Below are 25,584 nucleotides of genomic sequence, written 5' to 3' on the forward strand. Positions count from 1 at the left end.
CAGTTCAGGTGACAAGGCCGTGGCGGAAGGCGTAGATGACCGCCTGGACCCGGTCGCGGAGACCGAGTTTGGTGAGCATGCGCGACACGAACGTCTTGACGGTCTCCTGGCTGATCATGAGGGTCGCGGCGATCTCACTGTTGGAGAGGCCGTCCGCGATGAGGCGGAGCACTTCCAGTTCCCGGGGAGTCAGCGGGCTGTCGCCCGGATTCTCGTCCTCCGCGGGCCGGATCCTGGCGGCGTAGCGGCCCACCAGCTGACGTGTCACCTCGGGATCCAGCAGGGCCGCGCCGGCGGCCACGGTGCGGATCCCGTGCAGCAGCCGGTCGGGCGGGGTGTCCTTGAGCAGGAACCCGCTCGCACCGGCGCGCAGTGCGCGGTAGACGTACTCGTCGAGATTGAACGTGGTCACCACCAGCACCTTGCCGGGTTCGGCCACACCGGCGCCCGCGAGCAGACGAGTGGCTTCGATACCGTCGAGCACCGGCATGCGCACATCCATCACCACGACATCGGGACGGAGGCGGGCGGCGAGTTCGACGGCGGCCCGCCCGTCCCCGCATTCGCCCGCCACCTCGAGATCGGGCTGCGCGTCGATGATCGTCACCAGTCCGGTGCGGACCAGCATCTGGTCGTCGCAGACCAGGACCCGGGTCGGCGCGGTCACGACGGAGTCCTCGCTGGGATGCGGGCACGGACGGAGAACCCGCCGTCTCTTCGGCGGCCCGCGCTGAAATCGCCGTCCAGGCCGTCGATCCGTTCGCGCAGCCCGGCGAGTCCTCGTCCGCCGCCGTCCGGCGACCCCGCGTGCGCACCGGACTCGTCCGTGTCGACGGCGACGGTGATCTCCCCGTCGCCGTGGTGCACCCGCACCGAAGTACGGCTGCCGCGGGCGTGTTTCAGCGCGTTGGTCAACGCCTCCTGTACGACGCGGTAGGCGACGGGACCGGCGTCTCCGGCCGGTGCCTCGGGCTCGCCCTTCTCGGTGTACTCCACTGGTTGCCCCGCCAAGCGTGTGCGCTCCACCAGCGTCGGGATCGCTTCGGCCCCGTGGCCGGTGCCGATCACGTCGAGCAGGTGACGCAGATCGGCGATGGCCAGCCGTCCGGTGTCGGCGACGGCGGTCAGGCTCCGCTCGAGCCGCGCGTCGGTGAGGTACCGGGCCGCTTCGGCCTGCACGACCATCGCCGTGACGTGATGGGTCACGACGTCGTGGAGCTCGGCGGCGATGCGCGCTCGTTCGGCCGCCCGCGTCTCCTCGGCGACGCGGAGGCGTCGTTCCGCCTCCGCGCCCCGGTCGGACCGCAGCCAGGTCCCGAACCCCCACGCCAGCACCAGCGCGAGATAGAAGGTCACATAGCCGGTCAGTGACTCCGTCCCACCGAGCAGCGTGAACGCGACCGCCGCCCCGACGTACGCCGCGGAGAACACGATCGCCGCCAAGCGACGGTGACGTTCCAGCCGAAGCCCCACGGTCAGCAGGGCGATCGGCAGCGCGGTGCCCGCGAACGAGTGATAGCCCCCGAACTGATCGATGGCGAACCCGAGCGACACCAGGGCGGAACAGGTGACCGGCCACCGGCGGCACACGACGAGCGGAACGCACTGGAGAACGACTCCAGCGACGGCCAGGACGTCGTAGGGACGGTTCGGCATCCCGCCGAACTGTGTGCCGTGGCTGTGCAACGCGGGGAGCAGCGAACCGACGAAGAGCGCCAAAGCGACCGGGAGATACCAGACCGGGCCACACCGCCGCCGCCACAGCTCCGAGACCCGCCGAAGGTTACCCACGGGGCAGAGCTTATTCCGAACGGGTGAATCGTCCACATGCCGCTCCACACGCGGTTACGAGCGCGACCTTCCCGCGGCGCGCGGCTGGTCACGCACAGGGGTGTAGAGAGGCCTCTCCCCGCAGGTAGCGATTCCGCTCGGCGGTCAGGACGCGACCGGCCGGCCGGCACGGTCCAGCCACGCTCCCCTGCTCAACGGCCATTCGACGACCGTCGATCCGTTGGCGGCCACGAGGCTCGCGCCGTCGGCCGAGGGCGCGAGCGACCAGACGTAGCCGGCCCCGGACTCGAGTGGACGCCCGCTCTGGAGACCGGTGGCGACGTCCCACAGGCGGAGCGTTCCGTCCTGGCTTCCGGAGGCCAACGTCGCGCCGTCCGGTGAATAGGCCAGTGCCAGGACCATGTCGGTGTGCCCGCGAAGGGTGCTTTTCATCGTGCCGTCGGCCAAGGTCCAGACGGTGATGGTCCTGTCGTCGCTGCCGCTGGCGAGGGATCGCCCATCGGGACCGAACGCGAGGCTCGTGACCGGCAGGGCGTGCCCGGTGAGCGTCCGGATGTCCCGGAACTCCCCGCTCTTCGTGGCGAAGGAGATCTGCGGCGGCGCGGCCTCCCGAAACCATCGACGCATATCACATACGCCGTTCAGCGCACTCATATCAAGAAGAACGGAACAGACAGGCGAATACGTTTTCAAAAGGACATTCGAATGACAAACATTCTGTCGAACGTGGTGATTCTTTTTCCAACTCCGCCACATGAGACCTCCGGACGGCGCCCGTCCACCCGGTTCTTCTTCAGCGACTTGTGCGCATTTCTGTCAGCGACGTAACAACTTTGGGTCTCGGCACGCCATACCGGACAGCTGCCGCGTTATGTCCGGTCCCCGCGCAGGAGGAGTTCCGTGTGTTGAGTTCTCGTCGTTCCTTGTTCCCCCGAAGATCACGACGTGCGTTGGCGGCGGGCGTGATCGGCCCGCTGATCGGCGCGCTCGCCGTCGGGCTCGTCACCGTGGCGCCCGCCGAAGCCGCCGTGCCCGCCGGTTTCACCGACACGGTGGCGATCGGCGGGCTCAGCTCGCCGACCGCCACCGCGTTCGCGCCGGACGGCCGGGTGTTCGTCGCGGAGAAGAGCGGCCTGGTCAAGGTCTTCGATTCACTCGCCGACACGACGGCGACGACTTTCGCCGATCTCCGTCCGCAGACACAGGATTTCTGGGACCGCGGCCTGCTCGGGCTGGCCGTCGACCCCGCTTTTCCCGCAAGGCCGTACGTCTACGTCTCCTACACCTTCGACGCGGAGCCCGGCGGTACCGCGCCGCGGTGGGGTGACACCTGCCCGACCCCGCCGGGCGCGACCGACAAAGGTTGCGTCGTCACCGGCCGCGTCTCCCAGCTGACCATGGGCTCGGCAGGCACCGCCGTCAGCGAGAAGCCGCTGGTCACGGGCTGGTGCCAGCAGTTCCCCAGCCACTCCGTCGGCGCTCTCGCCTTCGGGCCGGACGGCGCCCTGTACGCGGGCGGCGGCGACGGCGCCAGCTTCACCTTCGCCGACTACGGCCAGGTCGGGAACCCTTGTGCCGATCCGCCCTCGCCCGCCGGGACGAACCTGACGCCGCCGTCGGCCGAGGGTGGCGCACTGCGCTCGCAGTCGCCGCGGCGACCCGCCGGGCAGCCGGTCCTGCTCAACGGCACGGTGCTGCGTATCGATCCCGACACCGGCGAAGGCCTGCCAGGGAACCCTTTCGCGAACAGCGCCGACGCCAACGCCCGGCGGGTGATCGCCTACGGTGCGCGGAACCAGTTCCGGTTCGGGTTCCGGCCGGGCACCCGTGAGCTCTGGGCCGGCGACGTCGGCTGGGACACCTGGGAGGAGATCAACCGCGTCGCCGACGTCGGCGACGGTGTGGCGGAGAACTTCGGCTGGCCCTGTTTCGAGGGTGGAGCCAGGCAGGCCGGTTACGACGGCGCGAACCTCGACCGGTGCGAGTCCCTCTACACCTCCGGTGGGCACGCCACGCCGTATTACGCCTACAACCACCGCGCCAAGGTGGTGGCGAGCGATCCGTGTCCCACCGGCGGCTCTTCGATCAGCGGCATCGCCTTCGAGTCCGGGAGCAACTACCCCGCCGAGTACTCCGGCGCGTTGTTCTTCTCCGACTCCTCCCGCGGCTGCATCTGGGCCATGCAGGCCGTCAACGGCCAGCCGGACGCGAGCCGTCTCGTACCGTTCGTGACCGGTGTCAACACGCCGGTGCAGGTACTCACCGGACCGGGCGGCGACCTGTTCTACGTCGCGCTGGGCAGCGGCGAACTCCGTCGCGTGAGCCATCCCGGCGGCACCAACCGGCCGCCTTCCGCGGTGGCCACGGCGACCCCGGCGAGCGGGCCCGCGCCACTGACCGTCCAGTTCGACGGCACGGCTTCCACCGACCCGGACGCCGGAGACACGCTGTCCTACGCCTGGGACCTCGACGCCGACGGCGCGTACGACGACTCGTCGGCCGCCAACCCCACCTGGACCTACACCGCGGCGGCCGCCGTCGACGCGGGACTACGGGTGATGGACTCCCACGGCGCGGGCGCGACCACGACCGTGCGGGTCACCGTCGGTAACCCGCAGGGCCTCGATCCGGTGCCGGTCATCGACAGCCCGGCAGGCACGCTGACCTGGTCCGTCGGCGAGACCGTGGCGTTCTCCGGCCGCGCTGTCGACGCCCAAGACGGTCAGCTCCCGGCGTCGGCGCTGTCCTGGCGGCTCGCGATCCGGCACTGCGCGGCCAACGGCACCTGTCATACGCACAACGTCCAGGACTTCCCCGGCGTCGCGTCCGGCTCGTTCGTCGCACCGGACCACGACTACCCGTCATATCTGCAACTGACCCTCACGGCGACCGACTCGGGCGGCCGCACCGGCACCAAGACCATCGACCTGCAGCCGAAGACGGTGTCGCTGAGCTTCACCTCCAATCCCGGCCAAGCGACGCTCACCGTCGGCGGCACACAGCAGCGGACGCCGTTCTCCCGGACGGTGATCGCCGGATCCACCAACTCGATCAGCGCGGACAGCCCGCAGAAGCTGCCACCGCTCAACCTGAAGTACGCCTACACCAGCTGGGCACATGGCGGCGCGCGGACGCAGAACATCATCGCGCCGGGCACGTCCACGTCGTACCAGGCGAACTACCGGCTCTGCTGGCTGCTGCAGCCCTGCTGACCCGTCGCCTTCCGTGTCCCGGTCGCTTCTCGCGGCCGGGGCACGGTCGCCCGGCGGATCACTCGTCGAGGACGAGCAGCACGTGCTCACCGTCCTTTTCGGACAACAGCCGGAATCCGCACTTCTCCAGCACCCGGACCGACCCGACGTTGGTCTCCACCGGATCGGCGTACAACGGCCGGACCGGCATCTCGCCGAGGAACAACGCAAGACCTCGCGATCCGACACCTCCTCCCCAGAAATCCCTTCCGTACCAATAACCCACCCAATGCCTGCCGTCCTGTGGCCAGGCCACCACGTTTCCCGCGACCCTGCCGCCGACCAGAACGGTGCGCACCGTCACCGCCGGATCGCCGAGCACCCTGGTCTCCCAATGCTTCATGAACCGCTCACGGTCACGCGGCGTGAAGGCGGCACGACCGGCGGCGACCGGGTCTTGCTCCTGTTCGAAGAACACTTCGAGATCGGCCTGCTCGACAGCCCTGAGGCGCACCTCGTTCGTCATGGCGGGGAGTATGGCAGCGACCACCGACAGTTTTGCCCGGCAAGGATCGCCGACACCTGCCGAAAGCATGATTTTCCCTATCACGGAACAGAAGCCGGGGAGCCGTAAGGTCTCCGAAAGGATCGGAACCCGCCCCGCCAGGGCTCCGTCGGATCGCCACTTCAGATCCCACGGAAGGTGAATCCGATGAGCTATCCAGGCCTGCCCGACCAGCAGAACACCCAGTCTTCGACCGTCAAGCCCGGTGTGGCCATCGGGATCCTGGTCGCGGTGATCGCGCTGGTCGCCTTCTGCGTCACCGGTTTCGCCGCTCCGGGCTTCCTGCTCCGCGAGAGCGCCGGGATCTCGTTGCCCGTCCCGTCCTCCAGCCCGGCGACGACCTCCAGCCCGACGAGCAGCCCGAGCACGACGACGGTCAGCCGCACGACGCGCCCGAGGGTCACTGTGACCGTACGCCCGGCTCCGCAGCCGCCGGAGAAGGGTGTTCAGGTGGTCACGGACTTTCTCGCGAAGATCGCCGGGAGCGACAGGGCGGGAGCGATCGCCTTGGCCTGCGAGGCGCAGAAGCGGTTCATGGACGACAAGATCGACTCACTTCTCCCGCTGGGTTCCCGCGTCGAGATCACCAGGGCGGGCGGAACCGCCAAGTTCGTCCTCGCCGACGTCGCCGGAGTCGTCAAAGGACGGTCCGCCAGGGGCACCGTGATCGCGGATCGTACGGAGGACGGCGGCTTCTGCATCACGACGTTCAGCATTCGGGAGGCGCGATGAACCTGACCTCAGTCGAGGCAGAACTCGTTGCCCTCGATGTCCTGCATCACGATGCAGGACTCGTTCTCCTCGTCGGCCAGCATGACCCGCTCGCAGACCGCGCCGAGCGCCGTCAGTCGGACGCGCTCGGCCTGGAGGACGGCGAGGCGCTCTTCACCGACGAGTCCGATGCCGGCCCGCACGCAGACATGCACCCGGTTCTTGACGACCTTGCCTTCGGGCACTCGCTGGAAGTACAGCCGCGGGCCCACTCCGTTGGGGTCGCTGCAGGCGAAGCCGGCGTCCTGCTTCTCGGGCGCCAGCGTGCGGTTGTAGTCGTCCCAGGTGGCGAACCCGTCCGGCGGCGACGGCACGACGTAGCCCAGTACCTCGCACCAGAAGCGGGCGAGGCGCTCGGGTTTCGCGCAGTCGAAAGTGACCTGGACCTGTTTCACCGACACCATCAGACCACCCTAGTCGCTGTCGAACGGATCAAGCCCGCTGCCTTCAGATCGCCCCAGACCGGTGCTGGTACCTCCGCGGCGAAGGACTCCACGTTGCGTTGTACCTCCTCGGCGGACCGCATTCCCACCGCGATACCGGCGACGGCCGGATGCTGAAGCGGGAAGGCCATGGCCGCCTGTGGAAGCGTCACGCCGTGCGCCTCGCACACGTCGGCGATCTTGTTCGCCCGCGCCAGGATTTCCGGCGTGGCGACCTCGTAGTCGAAGTGCGCTCCCGCGACAGGCCTCGGCACGGCGAGCAACCCGGAGTTGAAGACCGAAGCCGCGATCACCGAGACACCGCGTTCCTCGCACGCGGGCAGGAACGTGTCGAGCGCGCTGTGCTCGAGCAGGGTGTGGCGGCCGGACTGCATGACCACGTCGACATCGGTCTCCTTGACCAATGTGGTCAGCATGGCCGTGTCGTACATGCCTGCGCCGATCGCGCCGACGATCCCTTCGGACCGCAGTTCCGCCAGGGCCGGATAGCCGTCGCGCAGCGCGTCGTCGAAGAACTCCTCGGCGTCGTGCAGGTACAGCACGTCGATCCGGTCCAGGCCCATCCGCTCCAGGGAATCCTCGACACTGCGCCGGATCCCGTCGCGGGTGTAGTCGCGGACCCGGTCGTGCGTCGCGGGGACGTGGAACCCCGCCGGATCCCTTTCCCCGTCCGGTTCCCGCGGGACCAGCAGGCGGCCGACCTTCGTCGACAGGACGAACGAAGCACGCGGCCGCGAACGCAGGAACTCGCCGATCCGGCGCTCGGAATGCCCGATCCCGTAGTGCGGTGACGTGTCGTAGTAACGGATCCCGGCGTCCCAGGCCGCGGCCAGCGCGCCCGCCGCGGTGCCGTCGTCCAACGGCGCGAACAATCCGCCGAGCGGGCCGCCGCCGAATCCGAGCCGCGTCACCTCGACATCGGTGCGCCCGAGTCGTCTCGTGTCCATTCCGGCTCCCCCTTGATCGGCTCGGCGACCACGGTGCCATACCCGAGCGAGCCGGTCTCGCGATTTATTCGCCGCCGGCCAGCCAGTCCGCGCACGTCGCGACCTCGAACCCGCGGCTCGGGAAGACGGCGTCCACGAAGAAGTCGTGCATCGCCGGGTCGCCGTCGGCACAACCGTCGCGCAGCACGGTCACGTGGTAGCCGCGGTCCGCCGCGTCGTAGGCCGTCGCGGCCACCATCGCGCTGGTCGCGACTCCGGCGATCACGACGGTGTCGACGCCGCGGGCGCGGAGCACCAGATCGAGATCCGTGCCGGCGAACGCGCTGGCACGGCGTTTCAGCACGACCACGTCCTCGTCGGCGACCGGCAGGGCGATCCCGGTCCCGGCCGAGCCCTCGTGGAAGGTGTCCCCCGCCTCGTGGAACGTCTTGAACAACGCGTTCCCCGCCGGCAGGTCAGCGCCGTTTCCCCGGAGCGCGAAGTGCACGAACACGACGAGCGCGCCGGCCGCACGCGCCCGGGGCAGCAGGGCCGCGACCGGCGGCAGGACTTGCTTGGCGAACGGGTAATTGCCCGTGATCCCTCGCTGGAGGTCGCCGATGATCAGCGCGGTAGTCATACCGCGAAGCTATCAACAGTAACCCGAACGTCCGTATACAACCGGGCGCGCGACTGGTTAGCCTCCGGCGGGTGAGGATCAAGAGTGTGCTGCTCGCCGTACTGGTGACCGCCGGAATCGTGGTTCCCCCGCCCACCGGCGCCGCGGCGGACCCGAATGCCTGGACCGCACCGCTCAGCACGCGCGGCCGCTACATCGTCGACGCGGCGGGCGACCGGTTCAAGCTGAAGGCCGCCAACTGGCACGGCGCGAGCGGTACCTGGACCGGGTCCGGTGACGTGCCTGATCCGGCCGCTCACCACGCCGGTGAGATCGCCTATCAGACACCGCTCGGGCTGGATCGGGCGTCGATCGACACCGTCATCGACGGGCTGGCGGAGCTGGGCCTGAACAGCGTCCGGCTTCCCTTCTCCAACGCCATGATCCACGACACCGAGCCGGTCCCCGACCTCCCGGCGAACCCGGAACTGCGCGGCCTGACCCCGTTGCAGGTCTACGACCGCGTCGTCACCCGGCTGACCGCACGCGGGTTCGCGGTGATCCTCAACAACCACACCACGACCTCTCGCTGGTGCTGCGGCCTCGACGGCAACGAACGCTGGAACACCGCGCAGACCGAGCAGCGATGGCAGGACGACTGGCTGTTCATGGCCCGCCGCTACGCCGCGAACAAGCGCGTGGTCGGCGCCGATCTGTACAACGAAGTCCGCCGCGACGTCTTCGACGATCCCAATTGGGGCTGGGGAAACGGCACGGACTGGCAGCGCGCGAGCCAGCGGGTGGCCGATCGCATCCTGACCGAGGCCAATCCCGACCTGCTGCTCATCGTCGAGGGCATCAACTGGACCGGCCTGCCCGTGGACGGCCTTCCCCACGGAAGGCCCACGCTGGAGCCTGCCCGGACGCTGTCGCATACGCTCGTGGACTCCGGAAAGCTGGTCTACGCCGCACACTTCTACGGCTACACCGGGCCGAACCATTCCGGAGCGACAGGCACCGGTGAGACCCACGATCCGCGCTACCGCGACCTGTCACCCCAGGAACTGCGCGATGTCCTTCACCGGCAAGCGTTCTTCGTCTCGGCCGAGACCGGCAAGCACTACACCGCCCCGCTTTGGATCAGCGAGTTCGGCGAAGGCCGCCACACCACCGACGCGGCGAGCCGCGCCTGGTTCGAGAACTTCGTCGCCTATCTCGCCGAGACCGACACCGACTTCGCCTATTGGCCGGCGGTCGGCTTCCATGACGGCGGCAAGGGCAACGGATGGTCGTTGCTGTCGTGGGACACGGCGGGCCGGCGTGTCGACGTGCTCGACGGCACGGACTGGCGTGGCCCAGCCTGGCGAAGGCTGGTGGACGCGCCGTCCCGGTCCGGTCGAATCCCGCCTGCCGAGCGCTGGTCGATGCTGAACCTCGACTACGCCGATTTCCAGGCTTCCCGCACGGTCCGTTCGATGCCGGACTGGAACCCGGGCGCGCGCAAGGGTTCCTGCCCCGACGGCCAGCGGCTCACCGGCCTTTCCCACACCGGCAACCGGGGTCTGTGCACCGGTACGCTCGCCGTCCCGGCCGGGTATGCCGTGGTCCGCGGGGAGACCTATGTGGACACTGACTGGGCGTCGGGCTACACCAAGGTGCAGTGCCCGCCCGATCACGCCGCTGTCGGGTACAGCGTCACCGGTTCGGCGTTCTCCGCCCTGTTGTGCGGCCGGTCCGCCACTCCGCTGGGCCGCACCGGCCGGACGGTCTGGTTCGACCGCGGTGACAACCGGCCGTCCGGGACGCCCGGCGGCGACTTCGCTTCGGGCCACTACAAGGGCCAGTGCGCGCCGGGCGAGTACGTCGCCGGTGTCGCGTACACCGGCAGGGTCGGCTCGAGTCGCACCCCCGACGCGCTGCTTTGCCGCGCCTGAGGGCTTCAGGCGACGAAGACGCAGAACGGATGCCCCGCCGGATCGACGTACACGCGCAACGGTTCTTCCGGATCTTCGCTGCGGTCGTACCGGAGCCGCCCGCCGAGTTCGAGGACGCGGGCGTGCTGCTCCTCGAGTTCCTCGACCGAGTCCACGGTCAGATCCAGGTGCAGTTGCTGGGGTACCGGTTCGGCGTCCGGCCAGCTCGCTTGCGGCAGCCGATCGACCTGCTGGAAGGCGAGTTGCGCCCCGCCGTCCGGATTTCTCAGCACCAGCCAGTCCTTGTCGCCGGCGCCGGGCGCGGGCGGTTCGTCCCCGGGGCGGTAGTCCCACACCAGCAGCCGCCGGTAGAACTCCGCCAGCTCGCGGGCGTCGGTGCAATCCAGCACCACCTGACGAAATTTCGGGCCCTTCTTCCGCTCAACCAAGCCGTTCCCCTCCGTCGTTCGCGGTCGCGCGCCGGTCGAGGACCGCGAGAACCTGTGCACACCAGCGGATGTTCTCCTGTTCGAACGCCATCCCGCGGGCGAGGGTCAGATACGGGCCGACGCGGGGCGCGGTGGCGAGGAACTCCACCTCCGTGGCTTCGCCGAGAAGGCGTTCCCGGAGGCGTTCGAACCGTTTGAGTTTCGTTTCGGCGGTGGCCATCCGGTCCGCGACCGCGCGCCGGACCGCCTTGTCGTCACCCGCCTCGACCGCCTGGATCCGCACCAGCAGTTCGTCGCGGATCGCGGTCGGTTTCGGCGCCCGCGTGGTGAATTCGGCGAGTTCGGCCGCGCCGGCGTCGGTCAGGGAGAAGAGCCGCTTGTTCGGACGCCGTCGCTGCTCGACGACCCGCGCCGCCACCAGGCCCTGCGCTTCCATCTTGTCCAGCTCGCGGTAGAGCTGCTGCGGCGTCGCGGTCCAGAAGTTGGCGACCGACGCGTTGAAACTCTTCGCCAGGTCGTAGCCCGAGAACTCGCCGTCCAGCAGCGTCGCGAGGATCGCGTTTCGCAGCGCCATGGCGCGATGATAGCCCCGGGCGGATTAGTCGCAAAGTTGATTAGGCACTTTGATGGACACCGGAGTGGTGATCACTTACGCTCGGCGACGTCTACTCAACAAGTTGACTATGAGGAGATCGTCATGCCCACGTTCCGCCAGGCAGTCGAAGCGAAGGACGCCGCCGCGATCGAGGCGTTGCTCGCCGACGACGTGGTCTTCACCAGCCCGGTGGCGTTCAAGCCCTACCAAGGGAAGGCGATCACCGCCGCGATCCTGCGCGGCGTCCTGCGGGTGTTCGAGGACTTCCGCTATGTCCGCGAAATCCACGACGGCGCGCACCACGTGTACGAGTTCGAAGCGACGGTCGACGGGCTGGAGATCAACGGCTGCGACCTCCTGACCTTCGACGCCGACGGCAAGATCGCCGACTTCAAGGTGATGGTCCGGCCGTTGCGGGCGGCGGAGGCGCTCGCGGCGCGGATGGGCGCCCAGTTCGAGGCCATCAAGGCGGACGCGCTCGGCTGAGCTTTCCGCCGCCCGCGACGGATCAGACCGCGCAGCGCCAGTGCACCGGACCGGCGCCGGCGTCGGCATCCCCGAAGACGGTCCCGTCGTCGCTGACGAGGTCCGCCCTCGCGGAGGTCGACCCGGCCGGAAGCGGCAGCTCCGCCGCCAGGCGGGTGCCCTGCCAGACCACGGGCGGTCCGTCCCAGGCACGGGCGCGGCCGGCGATCAGGCCGTGCCGGTTGATGCTCTCCGCCGCGCCGCCGCCTTCGAGCAGTTCCGGGATGTTCCCGGTCCAGACCACGCCTTTCGGCCCCTTCGCGTCGAGGATCGTCCCGACCGCGCGGCCCGCGCTGATGCCCCGCGACAACACCGGGACCTCAGGCGACGGAGGCAACGCGATCAGCTTGCCGGAACGCCACAGATAGGCCGAGTAGCCGTCGCCGAGCATGATGGTGCTGTCCTGGTCGATGTCGACAGCGGAGGCGTAGGGCAGTTCGGGCGGCGCGATGATCACGGGACCGGCGGCGTGGCTCAGCCACGCGATCACCACGGAGCCGGTGCCGCCGACCGGATTCGCCGTGGCCACGATCTCGCCGAGATCGTTGATCGCGACCCCCCGCGGATCGACGAAACCGTCCGGTATCGCGAGCGGTTCATAGTTGCCGTCGCGGTACAAGAAGATCTGCCGTTTCCTGTCCGCGACCGAGACGGCGTTGACCAGTACGGTGCCCGACCGGTTCTGGGAGCGAGGCGCGACGGAGTCGAATCCCTTGGGCGGCTCGACGGTTTCGGGGTCGTCCCCATGCCACAGGACGAGCCGGTACGCGCCGGACGAGCCGACGATCTCGGTGCCGGAGTAGTTGCCCGCGCCATCGGTCGCCACGACGTCGACCCGTTGGCGTTCGGCGCCAGGCGGCACCACGACCGGCGTCACTTGATACGAGCACGTCGCGGCGCCTGGCGCCTGGCTCGCAGCGGCCGGAGCCGAAACAGAAACGGAAAGTGCGACGGCGGCGACGCCTGCCGCCGCGCATCGTTTGACCAGGCCGATGTCCATGCGGATCCCCTCAGTACCGAAACAGGTTTCGGCCGGATCACGCCCGCCGGGCCGCGGCCGTTGCCCGCGTCACCCGATCGGCAGCGTCGTCAGCGGGTCGCGGCGCCCGCCCGCTCCTCCTGCCGCCGCACGATCTCGGCGATCCAGACGGGCGCGAACGGCGATGTGCAGTTCGGCGGGGTCGGATAGTCCTTGAGCACCTCCAGGCGCTCCCCGATGGCGATCGCCCGGGCACGGTGCTCCGCGTGGTCGATCCCGATCTGCGCCAGGCAGTGGTTCATCGCCCACTGCAGGCGATCCGGCACGGTCTTCAGCTCCGCCTCGATGACGTCGAGCAGCCGTATGAGGTCGAGGCCCTCGGGTTTCTTCGCCACCCGCTCGGTGGTCAGCGCCCACCCCGCGCTCGCGACCACGGGATCCGGATCGGCGGACCACGCCAGGCGCAGCTCCTCGGCGTGCGGATTCTTCTTGACCACGTAGTTGACGAGCCAGTCGTGCACCTTCGGGGTGCGTGCTTCGCGCACCATGCGATCCAGATCGGCACGCTCGAACACCTTCGGACGACAGATCAGCAACGCGAGCAGTTTCGCCGCGGTGTCGTCCGTTTCCCAGAGCTCCACGGCGAGCTCCTGCTGGGTCTTCAGCCGCTTCGCGAGCGCGCGCAGCTTGCCGAGGTTGACCCCGTGGTCGTCGCCGTGTTTCTCGTTCACCTGACGTGCGCGCGGGTCGTCGAGTGCGGCCAGTTCGGCCATCACCTCGGCCGTCGTCATCCCGGTCACCTCGGCCTCCCGTCCACCGTTTGTGGCATTCAGCCTACGAGGCGTTCCGTGTGGAGGAGCCGTTCGGCCCCTCCACACGGGCGACTTCGACCGCTACCCGCGCCGAGCGAGCTCGTCGGCGTGCTCACGCAGGAGTGCGGCGACCCGCGGCCAGCCGACGTTGATCCGCCGGGCCGCGCCGCGATGACGCTGCGCGAGATCCCGCGAGTCGCCGTCCTGGAAGGTCAGGCCGCCGGCGAAGCCTTCCCGGAGATACCCGCCGTCGACGACGTCCAAGACGTCCCGGACCGCTTCCGGCGGCCACATGCCGTCCGGAACAGGCGAACCACTCGCCAGCACGGTGCCGATCGCCCGGTCGCCGAACTCGGCCCGGCCGCGCTCGGCGAACTCCGCTCGGGCGCGCGAAACCCAGGCTTTGAGCGCGACACCGTCGATACCACCCGGCATGGTGCGCGTCTCGAAGACCGTCAGCCACATGTTGACCAGTTCGACGCTCGGCACGTCGTCGTCCGCGGGATGGATCAGGGTGCAGAGTTCGGCGAACGCGCCCGGGCTCTCGGAGAGAATCCGCTGGAGGCTCCACGGTTGCCGATGGTGCTTGAGCGCCGTGTGGAACCGCAGCTCCAACCGCGCGACCGCGACGTCCGAACCCCCGGCTTCGACCAGCTGGTCCAGCAGCGGCGCCACATTCGCGACGGCCCTGCGATCGGGTGGTTCGATGCCATCGGCGGACGCCTGGAGCAGCACCTCTTCCACCAGGGAGGCGGGCAACGGAAGCGGCTCTGCCGCGCGCACGCCCAAGGCGAGCGCCTGGACCGCGGCCCACGGCCGGCGCCGGGCGAGTCGCGTGACGAAGGACGACTCCTCCCCTTCCGGAAGCGGCCACGGATCCACGTGAGCCCAGTAGCTCTCGAGAACCGCGTCGTCGGCGGAATCGAAAAGCGCCGCCGCGTGGTCCACCGGGATGGCCAGGAGATAGTCGACCAGTCTGTCCTGTTCCTTGAGCTGCGTCGCGACCTCCTGCCGCCATTCTTCGCCCTGGGACCGTGCCCTCTCGCCCGCCCAGCCTGCCGCCCAGTCCTCGCGACCCAGTTCGGCGAGCGCGTCTTCCTGAAGGTCGTCCACCACCACCTGGGCTGCGACCTCTCCGACCAGTCTGGGCTGCGCGCTCTCGGCGGCGAGAGCACTCAGTCCCGCGACACCGTGCTCGCGCAGGACGCCACTCACAGCATCGCGGCGAAGACGATCGATCTCGGCGTCACGCGCCTCCGGATCGAGAGAGTCGCCGCCCTCCAGGTACGGATCCCGCCCGAACAACAGGCCGTGACGCCCCGGATTGACCGCGGGTTCGATCATTTCGGCGCAGGATTCCAGCCATTGCAGCAATTCTTCCGGAAGCGTCCAGTCCGCGCCGTCGTAGTGGCGATGCTCGGCGGTCAGCGCGGTGAGCAGCCCCCAGAGGCGCAGCCGTTCGTCCGCCGAGAGCCGTTCGGCGTCCAGCCTCGTGAGGGCTTCGACGACGCGGTCCCACTGCGCGGTGGTCAGCTCGGGCAGCCGCTCGAAGAACTCGCACCACCGATGAGGCCGTTCCCCCAGTGCGGCCAACGCCGAAGCGACCAACTCGTCTTCGAACTCCGGCCCGTCGGAGACGGCCACCGGTGGCGCCGGGACTGTCCATTCGAGACGGATCCGGGGACGCCGCGGACTCGCGAGAAGGTGTCCTCGCGGCCCGCGCAGGAGTGCGAGAGCCAACCGCCAGCCTGCTTCCGGAGAGCGCCGTCCGATCGCCTTGACCAGGTCCGTCCGCTGCCCGGCGGGCAGGTCCAGATACGGGTACCACGGCTGCACGAGGGTGATCAGCGATTCGAGCGGCTGGTCACCCGCCTCCCTCCCCGGCCGCGTCAGTTCGGCCAGCAGCGAGACCACCATCGGCAACGCGTCGTCGGACCAGCTGACCGTTTCCAAAGCCGCCGTGAGACCGTCGATAGCGCCGCTCAGTGGCGAAGGATCACTGGTCAGCGCGTGATCGACAGCACTGAGGAATTCATGAGGTGCGGCTTCGGCGAGCAAAGGCAGTACATCGGCGAGTGACCGCCAGAGCACTCCGGCCGCGTCGTCGTTGGCTCGTCCGAGCAGTTCACGAACGAACCGCGTCGCGTGGTCGGCGCACGTACCGCCACCGGACAACGTCGTCTCTCCCTCGGCCGCCAGCAGCGCCACGCTCCTTGCCAGCCCGTGCCTCAGTTCCGCCGACCACTTCCGCCCTGGCTCTCTTTCGCCGAGGATCTTGACGGCTTCCTCGTGCCAGCGTCGCAGATCCTGCGCGCTCAGCCGGCCATGGAGGAGCGCCCAGGCATCGTGGGGATCGGCCAACCGCATCCCGTCGCCCGACCGGGCCAGCAGTGGGTCGTCGCCGACCTCGGATCTGGCGAAAAAGCGTCCGAGCTCGTCGGTCTCCCGCCCGGTGATCACCGCGATCTCGTCCAGATCGTGCCGGGATCCCGCCGACCATCGGCCGACCAGCAGGAGCGGTGCGGCGAGATCGCGTTCCAGCGGGTTCACCCACTTCGGGAGAGCACCGGCGACACTCAGCCTGCGGCGCAGACTGCCGAGACCGCGCCGAGCGAGATCCGCGTACGTATGCGCGTCGGCGGGCGGGACACCTGCCGCCGCGAACGCCTCGGCCGCCTCGTCGCGGGGAATCCCGGGCAGCACCAGGACCTCGGCACCACTCCGCTCCGGCGTGCGCCGCACCACGACGACATGGCCACCACCGGTGTCGCCCTCCCCCACGTCGACCCCGTCCATCACGGCGACGAAAGGACCGTCCAGGTCCCGGCAGTGACGCCGGCCTTCCTGGGTGGACACTCGTACCGCTCGAAGTCCTGGCCGGTGGGCCGCCAGCGCGGTCGCGACGAACGCCGCGGCCTCGGTACGGCTGCCGGCGTACACGGGCAGGACGGATGGCGCGGCGTCCAGCCACGCGCACAGCCGGTCGACTTCCCTGGCCCGGCCGAGCACCGGGAGCTCCACGGGCAGTACGGGACTCGTCTCGTGCCGCCAGGAATCGAGCCACTCCGGCAGGTCTTCGAGGCCTTTGACGACGCCGATGCCCAATTCCGGAGCGACGCGGATCAGTTCGGTGATCAGGCCGGCGATGTCCTGTTCCGCCGTACGCCAGCCGAGCCGCCGGTATCGCAGGCGGGAGAGCCCGGCGATCTCGTCCGGCATGACGGCGTCCTCGGAGTCTTCGTCGTCTTCGATGAGGACGGGGACCGCTTTCTTGCCGAGTCGCAGCGCCTCGGCAAGCTCCTCCCGGCCCTCTTCGTCGAGCCCCTCGGTGCCGATCGGCACCACCAGGACCGACGCTGAACCGACGGACCGGAGAACCTGGTCCTTTCCGAACACGTGAGCCAGACTCCGTTCGAGATCCCGGATCCGGTCCTGACCGTCACCGGACCGGACGGTGATGAAGATTCCTGCCATGGTGCGAAATCCCTTCCAGCGAGCACAGTTGATGGGGCGAACGGGCTACGGCTTCACTCGGCTTCGGCGCGTGCGCGGGCGAGCACCTCCTCGACGCTGAGCGGGCTGGCCGGATGGTGGGTGAGGCACAGCGGAGTGGTCACCCGCTGGAAGCCGAACGCCTCCCCCGCCACGTAGAACTGGGCGCGTTCCAGTCGTGAGATGTCGTCGACGGGGCTGCCCTTGGCCCTGGCGAGTTCGTTGGCCGCGGCGATCTGGGCCGGGCTGTTGAGCCTGCCGAAGAACTGCGTCATCGCGTTGCCGACGACCTGGTTGTGCAGGCCCTTCGGTGCCTGTGTGGCGAACAGCAGTCCCAGACCGTACTTCCGGGCCTGTGAGGCGAGCACGATGGTGCTGCGGGTGCTCGCCGTGAGGGTTCCCGACGCGGCGAGCATCTGTGCCTCGTCCATGACGAAGAGTGCGCCGAGTGGCCGGTCACCCGCCGGATTCCGCTTGGCCCAGGCGAAGAGCTCCATCTGAAGCTGGTTGACGAAGTTCTGCCGCTGTTTCTCCGAAGGCAGCCCGACGAAACTGATGACCGAGACCCTTGCCCGCTTTCCTTCCCCGGGAGCGAGCAAGAGCCCCGGGTCGACAGGCTCGCCGCCGCCCGCCAAAAGCGGATCGTTGACCATGGAGGCTTTCAGCAATTCGGCCAGTTCGGCCGCCAGTTTCCTCCCATCGTTCAGGGTGCTCACCCCGTCGGGCAGGTCTTCGAGCACCTCGATGAGTTCAGGCAGGCTCCGAGACCCGGTACGGGCGTGGTGCACGACGGCCTGCCGCAGCACCGCGAGGCCGACAGTGGTCTTCGCCGTGCTTCCGGTCAGCTTCACCTGCGGAGCCAGCGTGGCCACCGCGACCTCGACGGCCGCGTTGAACTCGTCCTCGTCGTCGAGAACCCCTGCGAAATCGGGCAACGGCTGGAACGCGAGCGGTCGGCCGCCTGCCCTCCCCGGGGTCCACACGATGACATCGGTCTCGGCCAGATACCGCTTGGCGAGCTCGGCGTCGTCCGTTCGCCATGCCTCGGGCGGCTCCGGCCAGGCGTCACCGAGCCGGGCTAGGTCGTTGTTCGGATCCAGCACGATCGCCGAAACGCCCTGCAGCGCGCACTCCTCCACGATCCGTCGCAGCAGTACCGTTTTCCCGGAACCCGAGCCGGCGAAGATCGCCGCGTGCTTACGCAAGGCAGCGAGTTCGATCCTGACCGGCTTCCCAGTGCCGGTCACCGTGCCCAGAGTGATCTCCCCCTCGGCCGCCGGTGCCTGCGCCTCAACGGATCCGGGCGAAGATCGCTGAAGGGGCTCTGGCAGGACTTCCGCCAGGAGTTCCGACAGGCCGGCGGGACGCCGGTCGACGAGCCACTCGTGGAGTTCCCGGCTTCCCTCGGCGAACATCTTGTCGAGTGCCGAGAACGTGCGGATGTCCGCATCGGACAGTTCGCGTGCCCTGCCACCGTCCTTTTCGAACGCTTTGAGTTCCGCCTGGGTCTTGATCCCTCCCGACCACGCCAGGTTGCGGATCACGACCAGATGCCGGTTCTCGGCCCCCTTCCGCACTCCGGCGGCCGAGCGTGCCTTGCGGAACCGGTGCAGCACGGCGATGGGATGCGAGGCCGCGATGGCCCGAAACGCCCAATGCTCTTCCAGGTCTGACGTCTCGTCCACCGTGCGGGTGAGCCAGGCGTGCAGCTCGTTCCGGTCGCTCTTGGCCCCGTAGACCCATTCAAGGTTGTCGTCGCCGACCTCGGTGATCCATCCCCGAAGCGCCGCGGACAGCAGCCTCGGCATCACCTTGTCCTCGACCTTCGGGTCGAGGAGGGCCGACGGGTCGGCCTCCGAGCGAAGCTCCTCGAACCGTTTGTCCAGCTCCACGAACCGATCGGCGGCCATCGCGGGCCGCGGCGGGCCGGCCGACCGCACGCCTCGTTCGTCGAACGTGGTCAGCTCGATGATCCGTCCCGCCCGCACACAGGAATCGACGTGCGCGACGATCCGTTTCAGCACATCCCGCGGGGACAATTCCTCCCAGACACCGTCGAACGCGACGGGCGACACCGGCCAAGTGGCGTGGGGCGGCACGAATTTCATCGCCTCGTACGCGACTCCGAGACGCTTCTCGACCAGAGCCCTGCCGACCTCCGCGTCGGTGACCCGGCCGAGGAACTCGGCCTCCCGGAAGCGGTCCGGAACCGTGTCCGTGGCCTTCCTCTTGAGCAGCTCCCAAGTGCCGGGCAGGCAGGCGAGCACCGTCATGGTCCGTCTGGTCACCTCCCGCAGCCCCATGAGCCCGTCCGCGATCTGCGCGACGAGCAGGTCCTCTTCGGCGCTGTCACGCACCTGCTCGGCGGTCACCGCGGAGCGGGCCACCAGGGTGTCGAGCTGGTCGACGGCGATCACGATCGGGCCGGTGAGCGCGAGCAGCCTCGTGATGTTCTTGACCTGGGTCGCCGCGGACTTGGGAGCCGACCGGATCCCCCATTTGCGGCGGTCCCCGGATTTCGACTCCGGGAACACACCGAGGTAGTCGTCCCCGACGTAGTTCTTGCTCGGATCCTCACTCGCGTAGAGCACCAGCGCTCGTGCCGTGTCGGCACATTCCCTCGCGACGTCTCGATCGAAGGCACGCAGGCCGTCGACGAACGAGTCGACATCGCCTTTCGACAGGCCACCCCCGTCCAAGATCTTCTTGGTGACGTTCGCGTCGATGCTCGCGCGAAGGCAAACGCGCCGGAGGAAGCTGGTCAGCTGGGGAACACCGGAACCGTCCAGTCGCGAAAGGCCCCGGCGTAACGCTTCCGCCGTGTTCTCCCAGAACGCGTCGCCGGCCGTGAGATCGTTGAGGAAGAAGTAGCCGCGAGCCTCGTGCACCTGCTTTCGGACGAGCCCGAGCAAATGTGTCTTGCCGACACCCTTCTTTCCTTGGAGGACGAGCCCGATCGGACTCGGGCCGTCACTGGAGACCGCCTCCCTGATCCCGGCCCCCACTTGCGCCAGGACACCCGTGTGGAGGCCGTCGACGTGGTAGGGCGAATCGCGCCACACGTGATCGGGTGTGTCGGCCCAGTCGAAGCGCAGGGCCGAGAGCGCCGCTTGAGGATCCATCACGGCTCCTCGATCGAGAGCAGATGGTTGTCCTCACCGCCGATACGGACGGCCGCGGCGTGAGCGGCGGCGGTGAGCGCCTTGCGATTCGACTCCGGGACCAGGCGGACCTGCCCCGACCGGCTGAGTTCCTTCAAGACCGCATCCACGTCCACAGTGGACGCTTCGCCGAGCATCGGCCGCAGGTCCACCAGCCCGACCCAGTCGCGCGGAGCTTGGGACAGTTTGCGGTACGCGATCCGGATCCGGGTCTCGATCTCGTCCGCCGTCAGCTGGACTTCGGGCATGAAGAGGTCCGCCAGACGGAGCCTTTCCCGCCGGAGGTGTCTGCCGAGGCCGCCGAGCAGAACGTACAGGGCGCTGCCAAGGCTGGTCCGGGGCGACGGCACCCCCTCCGAGCTCAGTTCCTCCTCGCACCAGGCCCAGCCGTACTCGGTCAACTCATGCACGAACGGACGGCCGCGGAGCACCTTGCTACGGTCACTGCTGACGAGATCGAGATCGTTGAGCTGGCGGCGTTCCTTCCCGTCGAGTGTGAAACCCACCATCTCGTCCAGCTCCGGATTCGACATCTCGCGCGCGATCACCATCAGCACGAGCATCGCCGCGATCTGCTTCTGTCCCAATCGATCCGTCATCCGTGATCCTTCCCATACCCGATTCCTACTGATCGAGAAATCCGCTGAATCCCTGTCGTGTGACCCTCGCCTCGGCGGCCCGCACGGCCCACTCGATCGCCATGCGGGTGTCCGGTGGCGCAAGCAAGCGACCGCCCGGCTCCGCGTCGGTCGCTCGTGGCCGCGTCACCGACATGAGCTCCTCGGCGAGATCCTGAACGCGATCCCGTTCGCCCGCTCCGATCGCGATCTGCAGCTCGGTGACGATCTCTTCCACCGGTCCCCACATCAGCGGTCGCAGTCGCGCGCGAGCGGCTTGCCGGAGCACACCGGCGACGTCGAGCTCACCCGGCTCGACGAGCGCTGTCGTTCCCGTGAGCTGATCGACCAGATTCCGGGCGATCTCCACCGGCCCACGGGACGGGCCGAACTGGAGATGCCTGAGATTGCCCACATAGCCCGGCAGCGTGTTCGGCTCGGTGTCCTCGGTGAGCACCGGGACGACCCGGCGATCCTGACCGAGGGTCCGGTGCAGGAACAGCTCGACCTCGGCCGACTGCCACCGGCTCACTTCCCCGTCGACGATCAGGCACAGATGCTTGGCGTCGTCCCCGGTCTTGTCGAGCAGTGACCGTTCCCCCGAGAACGACAACACCGGGCGCACACCGAGCTCGGCAAGGTACTTCATGAGGTCGTCGGCGAGCCGCATCGTCGATCTGGTCGTGCTGACCCGGACGTCGTGGCCGAACGTTCGTTTCTCCGCACGGATCGCGGCGACATAGGCGTCCCGGTTCTCCGCGAGCAGGTCCGTCCGGTCGAAGTCGTGTGCCACGACCGCCGCGACCGTTTCCAGCGCGAAACTGATCTGGTCGGCGGTCGGGCTGAGTTCCGTCATCACGGGGAGCTGCTCGCCGAAGGTCCAGAACGAGACGTACGGCAAGGTCAGATGACGCGACATCAGGTCCGGCGAGACATCGCGGTCGAGCCAGCTGCGGAACAGGTCCTTGGTCTCTTCGAGACAGATACGCCGCCACTCCTCCGAGCGGGCGTATTCCTCGCGGGCGTCGAATCTCGAGAGCACCGGCAGGACGGTCAGCTGCGGCCGGTCGTAGGGCATGCGGTCGCGAGCGGCGTTGGCACGTTCGGCGATCTCGACCGCGCCCTTCATGCTCTGCACGTTCGCCGTGAACAGGACGACGAGCCGATCCGGAAGATGGGCCGTGCAGATTCCCCCTATGTCGGAGATCCCCGTCCGGCTGTCGATGAGCACGTAGTCGTAGTCGGCCGTCCACCGTTCCCGGCATTCTTCGAGGTAGTCGCCGAAACCCTGCTCGTAGAGGGCTTCCCAGTCGAGGTCCTGCACTCGTCCGACGTAGGCGGCGTCCGCCCGGCCTGCCGTGATGACGTCGAGCTTCACCTTGCCTTTCAGCCGAGTCGTATGCGCGCCAGGGCGAAGCCTGCCATCGCGGAAGTCGTCGATCAGGTCCACGACGCCGCCCGACGGAGGCGCGCTCATCATCGGCCGGAAGTAGGTGTCCAAACCGGGCGCCTCGAGGTCCCAGTCCAAACACAGCACCCGATATCCCCAGCGCGCCAGCAGAACGGCGATATTGGCCAAGGTGAAGCTCCGCCCGACGCCGCCCTTGTAGGAGTAGAAGGTGACCACGGTTCCCGGCATGGGTCAGAACCTCGGCAGCTTCGACGGTCTTGGCGGTTCGGGCGAAGGTGTCTCGACCGGCCACTCGGGACACCACGGCGGCGCCTGCGCGATGATCTCCACCAGTTCCTCCACCATCCGCTCGACCTCGCGATCGAAGTCGAGGTACTCAAGGGTGTTCTGATACTGCGGATGCGGCTTGTTCCAGTTCCGGAAACTGCGCATACGACGTTCGTGGGCGTAGCCGGGATAGTATTCCGAGTCACTGAAGATCACCGGGTAGATCAGCCGGCCCGCCTTCGCGACGATTTCCTCTCTTTTCGCCATGGTGTGCCATTCGGCCAGGCACCATTCGTCGAGAAAGTACTTCGGCGAGCAGACCGGGATCAGGATCCGGGTGCGTTGCAACGCGTCCCGGATCTCCTGTGGCCACTTTCCTCCGACGGGAACGCTGTCCTCCAGGAATATTTTGACGTCATAGTCGACATTGTCGTCGAAAAGTCTCCGCAGACGAGGAAGGAAATGATTCCGCACCCAGTCCGGGGCGTCGCCTCCACCACGGCGATAACTGATGAACACGTCGTACTCGTACACGAGCGTCATCGCCCCTTCGCACCCCGATCCGCCGGACAGACCTGATCGTAGGGGCCCGTGAGGGTTTCTAAAAAGGTCCAAAAACAAGACAAAAAGTGGACACCGCAGCGCAGGCGAGTACGGAAAGACAGAAAGATGACAAGCGGGTGACAACGAGTGCCTTCGACCGTGCGATCGTCAAGAATGCGACGCACCCGCAGAATGGGTCACCTTCACCTGACAGGAGTTTCGATGGCCGACAACGAGCCGCCGCACGTGTTCGTCACTTACGCACACGATTCACCGGAGCACAAAGATCGGGTTCGCCTCTTCGCAGATTTCCTGCACAGCCGGATCGGCCTCGAAGTGCACCTTGATCAATGGGACGACAACGAACGTCGCGACTGGTCATTGTGGGCGTTGAAGCACCTCGACACGGCGAATTTCGTAGTGGTCATCGCTTCCCCGGAGTACAAACGGCGCGCGGAGGGAACGGCTGCGTCCGACGAAGGACGGGGATCCCAGTTCGAGGCGGCGCGGATCCGCGATCGGCTGACCAGGGATCTCGGCCGCGAGATCAAACGGGTGCTCCCGGTCGTGTTCCCCCAGCAGTCCGTCGAGGACATCCCGAACTTCCTCAACCCGTTCTCCACCACGAGGTACCCGGTCGACGCGTTCACCGAGGAGGGCGTGGAGGATCTGCTGGCCGCGATCACCGGCAGAGCCCGGCACCAGCGGCCCGAGCGCGGCCGGTGGTCCGGCGGCGCGGCGAGCGCGGCCGGACCGCACCGGACGTCGCTGGCGACCGGCCTGGAATGGCGGGCGTGCAGCGGCGGTGTCCGGACGGAAGGCGCGCGGATCAACGACGTCCACTACGCGGACAGCATCGTCCTACGAGAGGCGGAGCGACTCGCCTTCGTCGAAGTGGACCTCGGAATGGCCTACCGAAGGTTGACCGCGGTGGCCGGCGTCCTCGACGACGCCGTGGAACCCTTCCAGGTCGGGCACTTTCGCGTGCTCCTCGACGGAAGACCGTCACCCGAGGTCAAGGTCGCGCTGGGAAAACCGGCCACGATCGACATCGGCGTCACCGGGGTGCTGACGCTTCGGCTGGAATTCCACCGCCCTGGCACGACTGAAACCAAATGGTTCCCGGAACTGGCCTGGGGCGACCCCGTCCTGGATTAGCAGGCGTCCGCCTCAGAAGTCGTCCTCTTCCCGTACCAGTTCACGAAGTCTCACCAAGCCGCGGTGCTGCTTGACCCGTACATTCCCCGGTGTCAACCCGAGCGCGGCCGCGGTCTCGGTGGCGGTCAACCCGACGACGATCCGCAGGGTGAGCACCTCCCGCTGCACTCTCGGGAGCTTGGCGACGAGCCTGCCCAACCGCACGCCGAGGTCGACATCGAGCGCGTGGCTCTCCGGCTCGTTGCGGACCGGTCCGGCCTCCGGCAGCTCGGGCACGGGGTCGGATCGGTCACGGGAAACCATGCGGAAGGCGTCGGCGACCTTGTTGGCCGCGATCGCCCGCACGAGGTAGAGGAACGAGCCACCTCGATCCTCGTAGGCGGGCAACATCTTGAAGACAGCGAGGCATACCTCCTGCGCGACGTCGTCGGCCGACAGGTAGGAAAGGTCGCGGCCGCCCATCCGCGCGCGGCAGTAGCGCACCAGCATCGGCTTCACGACGGCCAGCAAGGCGTGCACCGCGTCCGGATCGCCGCTCTTCGCCGCCACGACGAGCGGGGCGAGCACCTCTTTGGTCAGCCGGCCCGACGGGCGTGGCAAATTCGCCAAGGTGCGGTATCCCTGCATTTCGCCGCCGATAAGGCGAGTGTCGATGGTCGCCATCGATCAATCCACCACTTTCGCGGTGGAGTCGAGCCGGCGGACCTGTGCGATGAAGGAGTTCATCCGCCACCGGAGGCTGTACGCCTTAGTCGTATCACCGAGCGTCTTCTTCCCGGGAAGAATGGCGGCCAGTTCACCTACCGTGCGCCCGTTCGTCTCGGAGACACTGAGAGCGATCCGTTGCCGGACCGCGTCGAGTGCCGCGGAGTGGGCGATCATGGGATTTCCGTCGTCCGCGATGGACCAGCCCCTCCTCGCGACCGTTCTCCTGAAGACCTGCCGCAGCTGCTGCCCGCTCAGTGTCGTTTCCACGCGCCGCGGCCGGAATCCATGTCTCTTGAAGGCGGTATAGCCCAGGTACAGAACGACGATCACGACGACGATCAGGGCACCGGCCGTGCCGTTTCCCACAGCCGTGGTGCCAGTGGCGGTTCCCATGCTCTCCCCCGGGCGTTCGTGGTCCGAATACCCGGTGATCGGGGAAAGCGGCGGCGACGTTGCGGCTCGCGGTTTCTTGTCCTGATTCTGTCCGTCGTGAAACAGCCCGCAAATCAAGGACAGTCTTCGCCACGGCGCGATAACCGGTAGCGAAACCGAAACCGTCCTGCACCGGCAGCGAGTGGTCGCGGTCCGTGGGGATGTCGTGAAGGGCCCCTTTGAGACGATGAAGGTCTCAAAGGGGCCCTTCACGAC

Annotated in this window: 23 protein-coding genes; 5 read left to right on the forward strand and 18 right to left on the reverse strand. The window is 68.1% G+C overall.

The genetic code is table 11. The features are described 5' to 3' along the window. Positions 1 to 4: 4 nt before the first annotated feature. The 3 genes from DL991_RS04940 to DL991_RS04950 form a co-directional block, all read right to left on the reverse strand. Positions 5 to 667, reverse strand: coding sequence for a response regulator transcription factor (locus tag DL991_RS04940; protein WP_125781385.1), 663 nt, complete (start codon positions 665 to 667; stop codon positions 5 to 7). Continuing rightward, the gene (locus DL991_RS04945) at positions 664 to 1,791 is read right to left on the reverse strand and encodes a sensor histidine kinase (protein ID WP_125781387.1); all 1,128 of its coding nucleotides are present in this window, start codon (positions 1,789 to 1,791) and stop codon (positions 664 to 666) included. The genes DL991_RS04940 and DL991_RS04945 overlap by 4 nt, the downstream gene beginning before the upstream one ends. A gap of 144 nt (positions 1,792 to 1,935) precedes the next feature. Beyond that, positions 1,936 to 2,418 carry a WD40 repeat domain-containing protein gene (locus DL991_RS04950; RefSeq protein WP_233598670.1) on the reverse strand — a complete coding sequence of 161 codons (483 nt, stop codon included), beginning with the start codon at positions 2,416 to 2,418 and terminating at the stop codon, positions 1,936 to 1,938. A 275-nt stretch (positions 2,419 to 2,693) separates the two neighbouring features. Here DL991_RS04950 and DL991_RS04955 point away from each other — a divergent pair, with 275 nt between their 5' ends. Next, positions 2,694 to 5,003: a PQQ-dependent sugar dehydrogenase gene (locus tag DL991_RS04955; RefSeq protein ID WP_233598671.1), complete on the forward strand. Its 2,310-nt coding sequence runs from the start codon at positions 2,694 to 2,696 to the stop codon at positions 5,001 to 5,003. 58 nt (positions 5,004 to 5,061) lie between these two features. On the opposite strand, the gene DL991_RS04960 is transcribed toward DL991_RS04955, so the two are convergent. After that, positions 5,062 to 5,508: a GNAT family N-acetyltransferase gene (locus DL991_RS04960; RefSeq protein ID WP_125781389.1), complete on the reverse strand. Its 447-nt coding sequence runs from the start codon at positions 5,506 to 5,508 to the stop codon at positions 5,062 to 5,064. A 186-nt stretch (positions 5,509 to 5,694) separates the two neighbouring features. Between DL991_RS04960 and DL991_RS04965 the strand changes: the two genes are divergently transcribed. Further along, the gene (locus DL991_RS04965; protein WP_125781391.1) at positions 5,695 to 6,279 is read left to right on the forward strand and encodes a hypothetical protein; all 585 of its coding nucleotides are present in this window, start codon (positions 5,695 to 5,697) and stop codon (positions 6,277 to 6,279) included. Positions 6,280 to 6,287: 8 nt separating this feature from the next. Here DL991_RS04965 and DL991_RS04970 read toward each other — a convergent pair whose 3' ends face one another. From DL991_RS04970 to DL991_RS04980, 3 genes are all read right to left on the reverse strand, one after another. Then, positions 6,288 to 6,722, reverse strand: a complete 435-nt coding sequence (locus tag DL991_RS04970) for a VOC family protein (protein ID WP_125781392.1) — start codon at positions 6,720 to 6,722, stop codon at positions 6,288 to 6,290. Then, positions 6,722 to 7,708, reverse strand: coding sequence for an aldo/keto reductase (locus tag DL991_RS04975; RefSeq protein WP_125781394.1), 987 nt, complete (start codon positions 7,706 to 7,708; stop codon positions 6,722 to 6,724). Before DL991_RS04975 ends, DL991_RS04970 begins: the two co-directional genes overlap by 1 nt. Positions 7,709 to 7,772: 64 nt before the next feature. Next, positions 7,773 to 8,327: a cysteine hydrolase family protein gene (locus DL991_RS04980; RefSeq protein WP_125781396.1), complete on the reverse strand. Its 555-nt coding sequence runs from the start codon at positions 8,325 to 8,327 to the stop codon at positions 7,773 to 7,775. 71 nt (positions 8,328 to 8,398) lie between these two features. On the opposite strand from DL991_RS04980, the gene DL991_RS04985 reads away from it, so the two are divergent. After that, positions 8,399 to 10,240 carry a glycoside hydrolase family 5 protein gene (locus tag DL991_RS04985; RefSeq protein WP_125781398.1) on the forward strand — a complete coding sequence of 614 codons (1,842 nt, stop codon included), beginning with the start codon at positions 8,399 to 8,401 and terminating at the stop codon, positions 10,238 to 10,240. A gap of 5 nt (positions 10,241 to 10,245) precedes the next feature. On the opposite strand, the gene DL991_RS04990 is transcribed toward DL991_RS04985, so the two are convergent. Together DL991_RS04990 and DL991_RS04995 are read right to left on the reverse strand one after the other, a co-directional pair. After that, positions 10,246 to 10,668, reverse strand: coding sequence for a VOC family protein (locus DL991_RS04990; RefSeq protein WP_125781400.1), 423 nt, complete (start codon positions 10,666 to 10,668; stop codon positions 10,246 to 10,248). Next, positions 10,661 to 11,242 (reverse strand): PadR family transcriptional regulator, encoded by a 582-nt coding sequence (locus tag DL991_RS04995; protein ID WP_125781402.1) that lies wholly within the window; start codon positions 11,240 to 11,242, stop codon positions 10,661 to 10,663. The genes DL991_RS04990 and DL991_RS04995 overlap by 8 nt, the downstream gene beginning before the upstream one ends. Before the next feature lie 123 nt (positions 11,243 to 11,365). Here DL991_RS04995 and DL991_RS05000 point away from each other — a divergent pair, with 123 nt between their 5' ends. After that, positions 11,366 to 11,749 (forward strand): nuclear transport factor 2 family protein, encoded by a 384-nt coding sequence (locus tag DL991_RS05000; RefSeq protein WP_125781405.1) that lies wholly within the window; start codon positions 11,366 to 11,368, stop codon positions 11,747 to 11,749. A gap of 22 nt (positions 11,750 to 11,771) precedes the next feature. Here DL991_RS05000 and DL991_RS05005 read toward each other — a convergent pair whose 3' ends face one another. The 7 genes from DL991_RS05005 to DL991_RS05035 form a co-directional block, all read right to left on the reverse strand. Then, positions 11,772 to 12,788 (reverse strand): hypothetical protein, encoded by a 1,017-nt coding sequence (locus tag DL991_RS05005; protein ID WP_125781407.1) that lies wholly within the window; start codon positions 12,786 to 12,788, stop codon positions 11,772 to 11,774. 89 nt (positions 12,789 to 12,877) lie between these two features. Next, positions 12,878 to 13,567, reverse strand: a complete 690-nt coding sequence (locus DL991_RS05010; RefSeq protein ID WP_199753833.1) for a DNA alkylation repair protein — start codon at positions 13,565 to 13,567, stop codon at positions 12,878 to 12,880. Between the two features lie 93 nt (positions 13,568 to 13,660). Next, positions 13,661 to 17,053, reverse strand: coding sequence for a hypothetical protein (locus tag DL991_RS05015; RefSeq protein WP_125781410.1), 3,393 nt, complete (start codon positions 17,051 to 17,053; stop codon positions 13,661 to 13,663). Positions 17,054 to 17,106: 53 nt separating this feature from the next. Then, on the reverse strand, positions 17,107 to 20,193 hold the full coding sequence (locus DL991_RS05020) for an ATP-binding protein (protein WP_125781412.1): 3,087 nt from the start codon (positions 20,191 to 20,193) through the stop codon (positions 17,107 to 17,109). Further along, positions 20,193 to 20,831 carry a hypothetical protein gene (locus tag DL991_RS05025; protein ID WP_125781414.1) on the reverse strand — a complete coding sequence of 213 codons (639 nt, stop codon included), beginning with the start codon at positions 20,829 to 20,831 and terminating at the stop codon, positions 20,193 to 20,195. Before DL991_RS05025 ends, DL991_RS05020 begins: the two co-directional genes overlap by 1 nt. A gap of 25 nt (positions 20,832 to 20,856) precedes the next feature. Beyond that, the gene (locus DL991_RS05030) at positions 20,857 to 22,488 is read right to left on the reverse strand and encodes a CATRA system-associated protein (RefSeq protein WP_125781416.1); all 1,632 of its coding nucleotides are present in this window, start codon (positions 22,486 to 22,488) and stop codon (positions 20,857 to 20,859) included. Between the two features lie 3 nt (positions 22,489 to 22,491). After that, positions 22,492 to 23,070 carry a toll/interleukin-1 receptor domain-containing protein gene (locus tag DL991_RS05035; RefSeq protein WP_233598672.1) on the reverse strand — a complete coding sequence of 193 codons (579 nt, stop codon included), beginning with the start codon at positions 23,068 to 23,070 and terminating at the stop codon, positions 22,492 to 22,494. 222 nt (positions 23,071 to 23,292) lie between these two features. Here DL991_RS05035 and DL991_RS05040 point away from each other — a divergent pair, with 222 nt between their 5' ends. Further along, entirely contained in the window at positions 23,293 to 24,228 is a 936-nt protein-coding gene (locus tag DL991_RS05040) for an SEFIR domain-containing protein (RefSeq protein WP_158632605.1), read from the forward strand. A gap of 12 nt (positions 24,229 to 24,240) precedes the next feature. On the opposite strand, the gene shbA is transcribed toward DL991_RS05040, so the two are convergent. Both shbA and DL991_RS42555 read right to left on the reverse strand, forming a co-directional pair. Beyond that, complete coding sequence (gene shbA / locus DL991_RS05045) at positions 24,241 to 24,891, reverse strand: RNA polymerase sigma factor ShbA (RefSeq protein WP_125781420.1); 651 nt, start codon at positions 24,889 to 24,891, stop codon at positions 24,241 to 24,243. 3 nt (positions 24,892 to 24,894) lie between these two features. Continuing rightward, positions 24,895 to 25,584: hypothetical protein (locus DL991_RS42555; RefSeq protein ID WP_158634388.1), on the reverse strand; the 690-nt coding region annotated here is incomplete at its 5' end.

It is taken from the genome of Amycolatopsis sp. WAC 01375, assembly GCF_003947325.1.
In the GTDB taxonomy this organism is placed as follows: Bacteria; Actinomycetota; Actinomycetes; order Mycobacteriales; family Pseudonocardiaceae; genus Amycolatopsis.

Bases quoted from the DNA above. Each gene is read 5' to 3' on its own strand.
- DL991_RS04950 (WP_233598670.1), bottom strand. From the start codon at position 2,418: ATGCGTCGATGGTTTCGGGAGGCCGCGCCGCCGCAGATCTCCTTCGCC.
- DL991_RS04960 (WP_125781389.1), bottom strand. From the start codon at position 5,508: ATGACGAACGAGGTGCGCCTCAGGGCTGTCGAGCAGGCCGATCTCGAA.
- DL991_RS04965 (WP_125781391.1), top strand. From the start codon at position 5,695: ATGAGCTATCCAGGCCTGCCCGACCAGCAGAACACCCAGTCTTCGACC.
- DL991_RS04970 (WP_125781392.1), bottom strand. From the start codon at position 6,722: ATGGTGTCGGTGAAACAGGTCCAGGTCACTTTCGACTGCGCGAAACCC.
- DL991_RS04975 (WP_125781394.1), bottom strand. From the start codon at position 7,708: ATGGACACGAGACGACTCGGGCGCACCGATGTCGAGGTGACGCGGCTC.
- DL991_RS04980 (WP_125781396.1), bottom strand. From the start codon at position 8,327: ATGACTACCGCGCTGATCATCGGCGACCTCCAGCGAGGGATCACGGGC.
- DL991_RS04995 (WP_125781402.1), bottom strand. From the start codon at position 11,242: ATGGCGCTGCGAAACGCGATCCTCGCGACGCTGCTGGACGGCGAGTTC.
- DL991_RS05000 (WP_125781405.1), top strand. From the start codon at position 11,366: ATGCCCACGTTCCGCCAGGCAGTCGAAGCGAAGGACGCCGCCGCGATC.
- DL991_RS05005 (WP_125781407.1), bottom strand. From the start codon at position 12,788: ATGGACATCGGCCTGGTCAAACGATGCGCGGCGGCAGGCGTCGCCGCC.
- DL991_RS05015 (WP_125781410.1), bottom strand. From the start codon at position 17,053: ATGGCAGGAATCTTCATCACCGTCCGGTCCGGTGACGGTCAGGACCGG.
- DL991_RS05020 (WP_125781412.1), bottom strand. From the start codon at position 20,193: ATGGATCCTCAAGCGGCGCTCTCGGCCCTGCGCTTCGACTGGGCCGAC.
- DL991_RS05025 (WP_125781414.1), bottom strand. From the start codon at position 20,831: ATGACGGATCGATTGGGACAGAAGCAGATCGCGGCGATGCTCGTGCTG.
- DL991_RS05030 (WP_125781416.1), bottom strand. From the start codon at position 22,488: ATGCCGGGAACCGTGGTCACCTTCTACTCCTACAAGGGCGGCGTCGGG.
- DL991_RS05035 (WP_233598672.1), bottom strand. From the start codon at position 23,070: ATGACGCTCGTGTACGAGTACGACGTGTTCATCAGTTATCGCCGTGGT.
- DL991_RS05040 (WP_158632605.1), top strand. From the start codon at position 23,293: ATGGCCGACAACGAGCCGCCGCACGTGTTCGTCACTTACGCACACGAT.
- shbA (WP_125781420.1), bottom strand. From the start codon at position 24,891: ATGGCGACCATCGACACTCGCCTTATCGGCGGCGAAATGCAGGGATAC.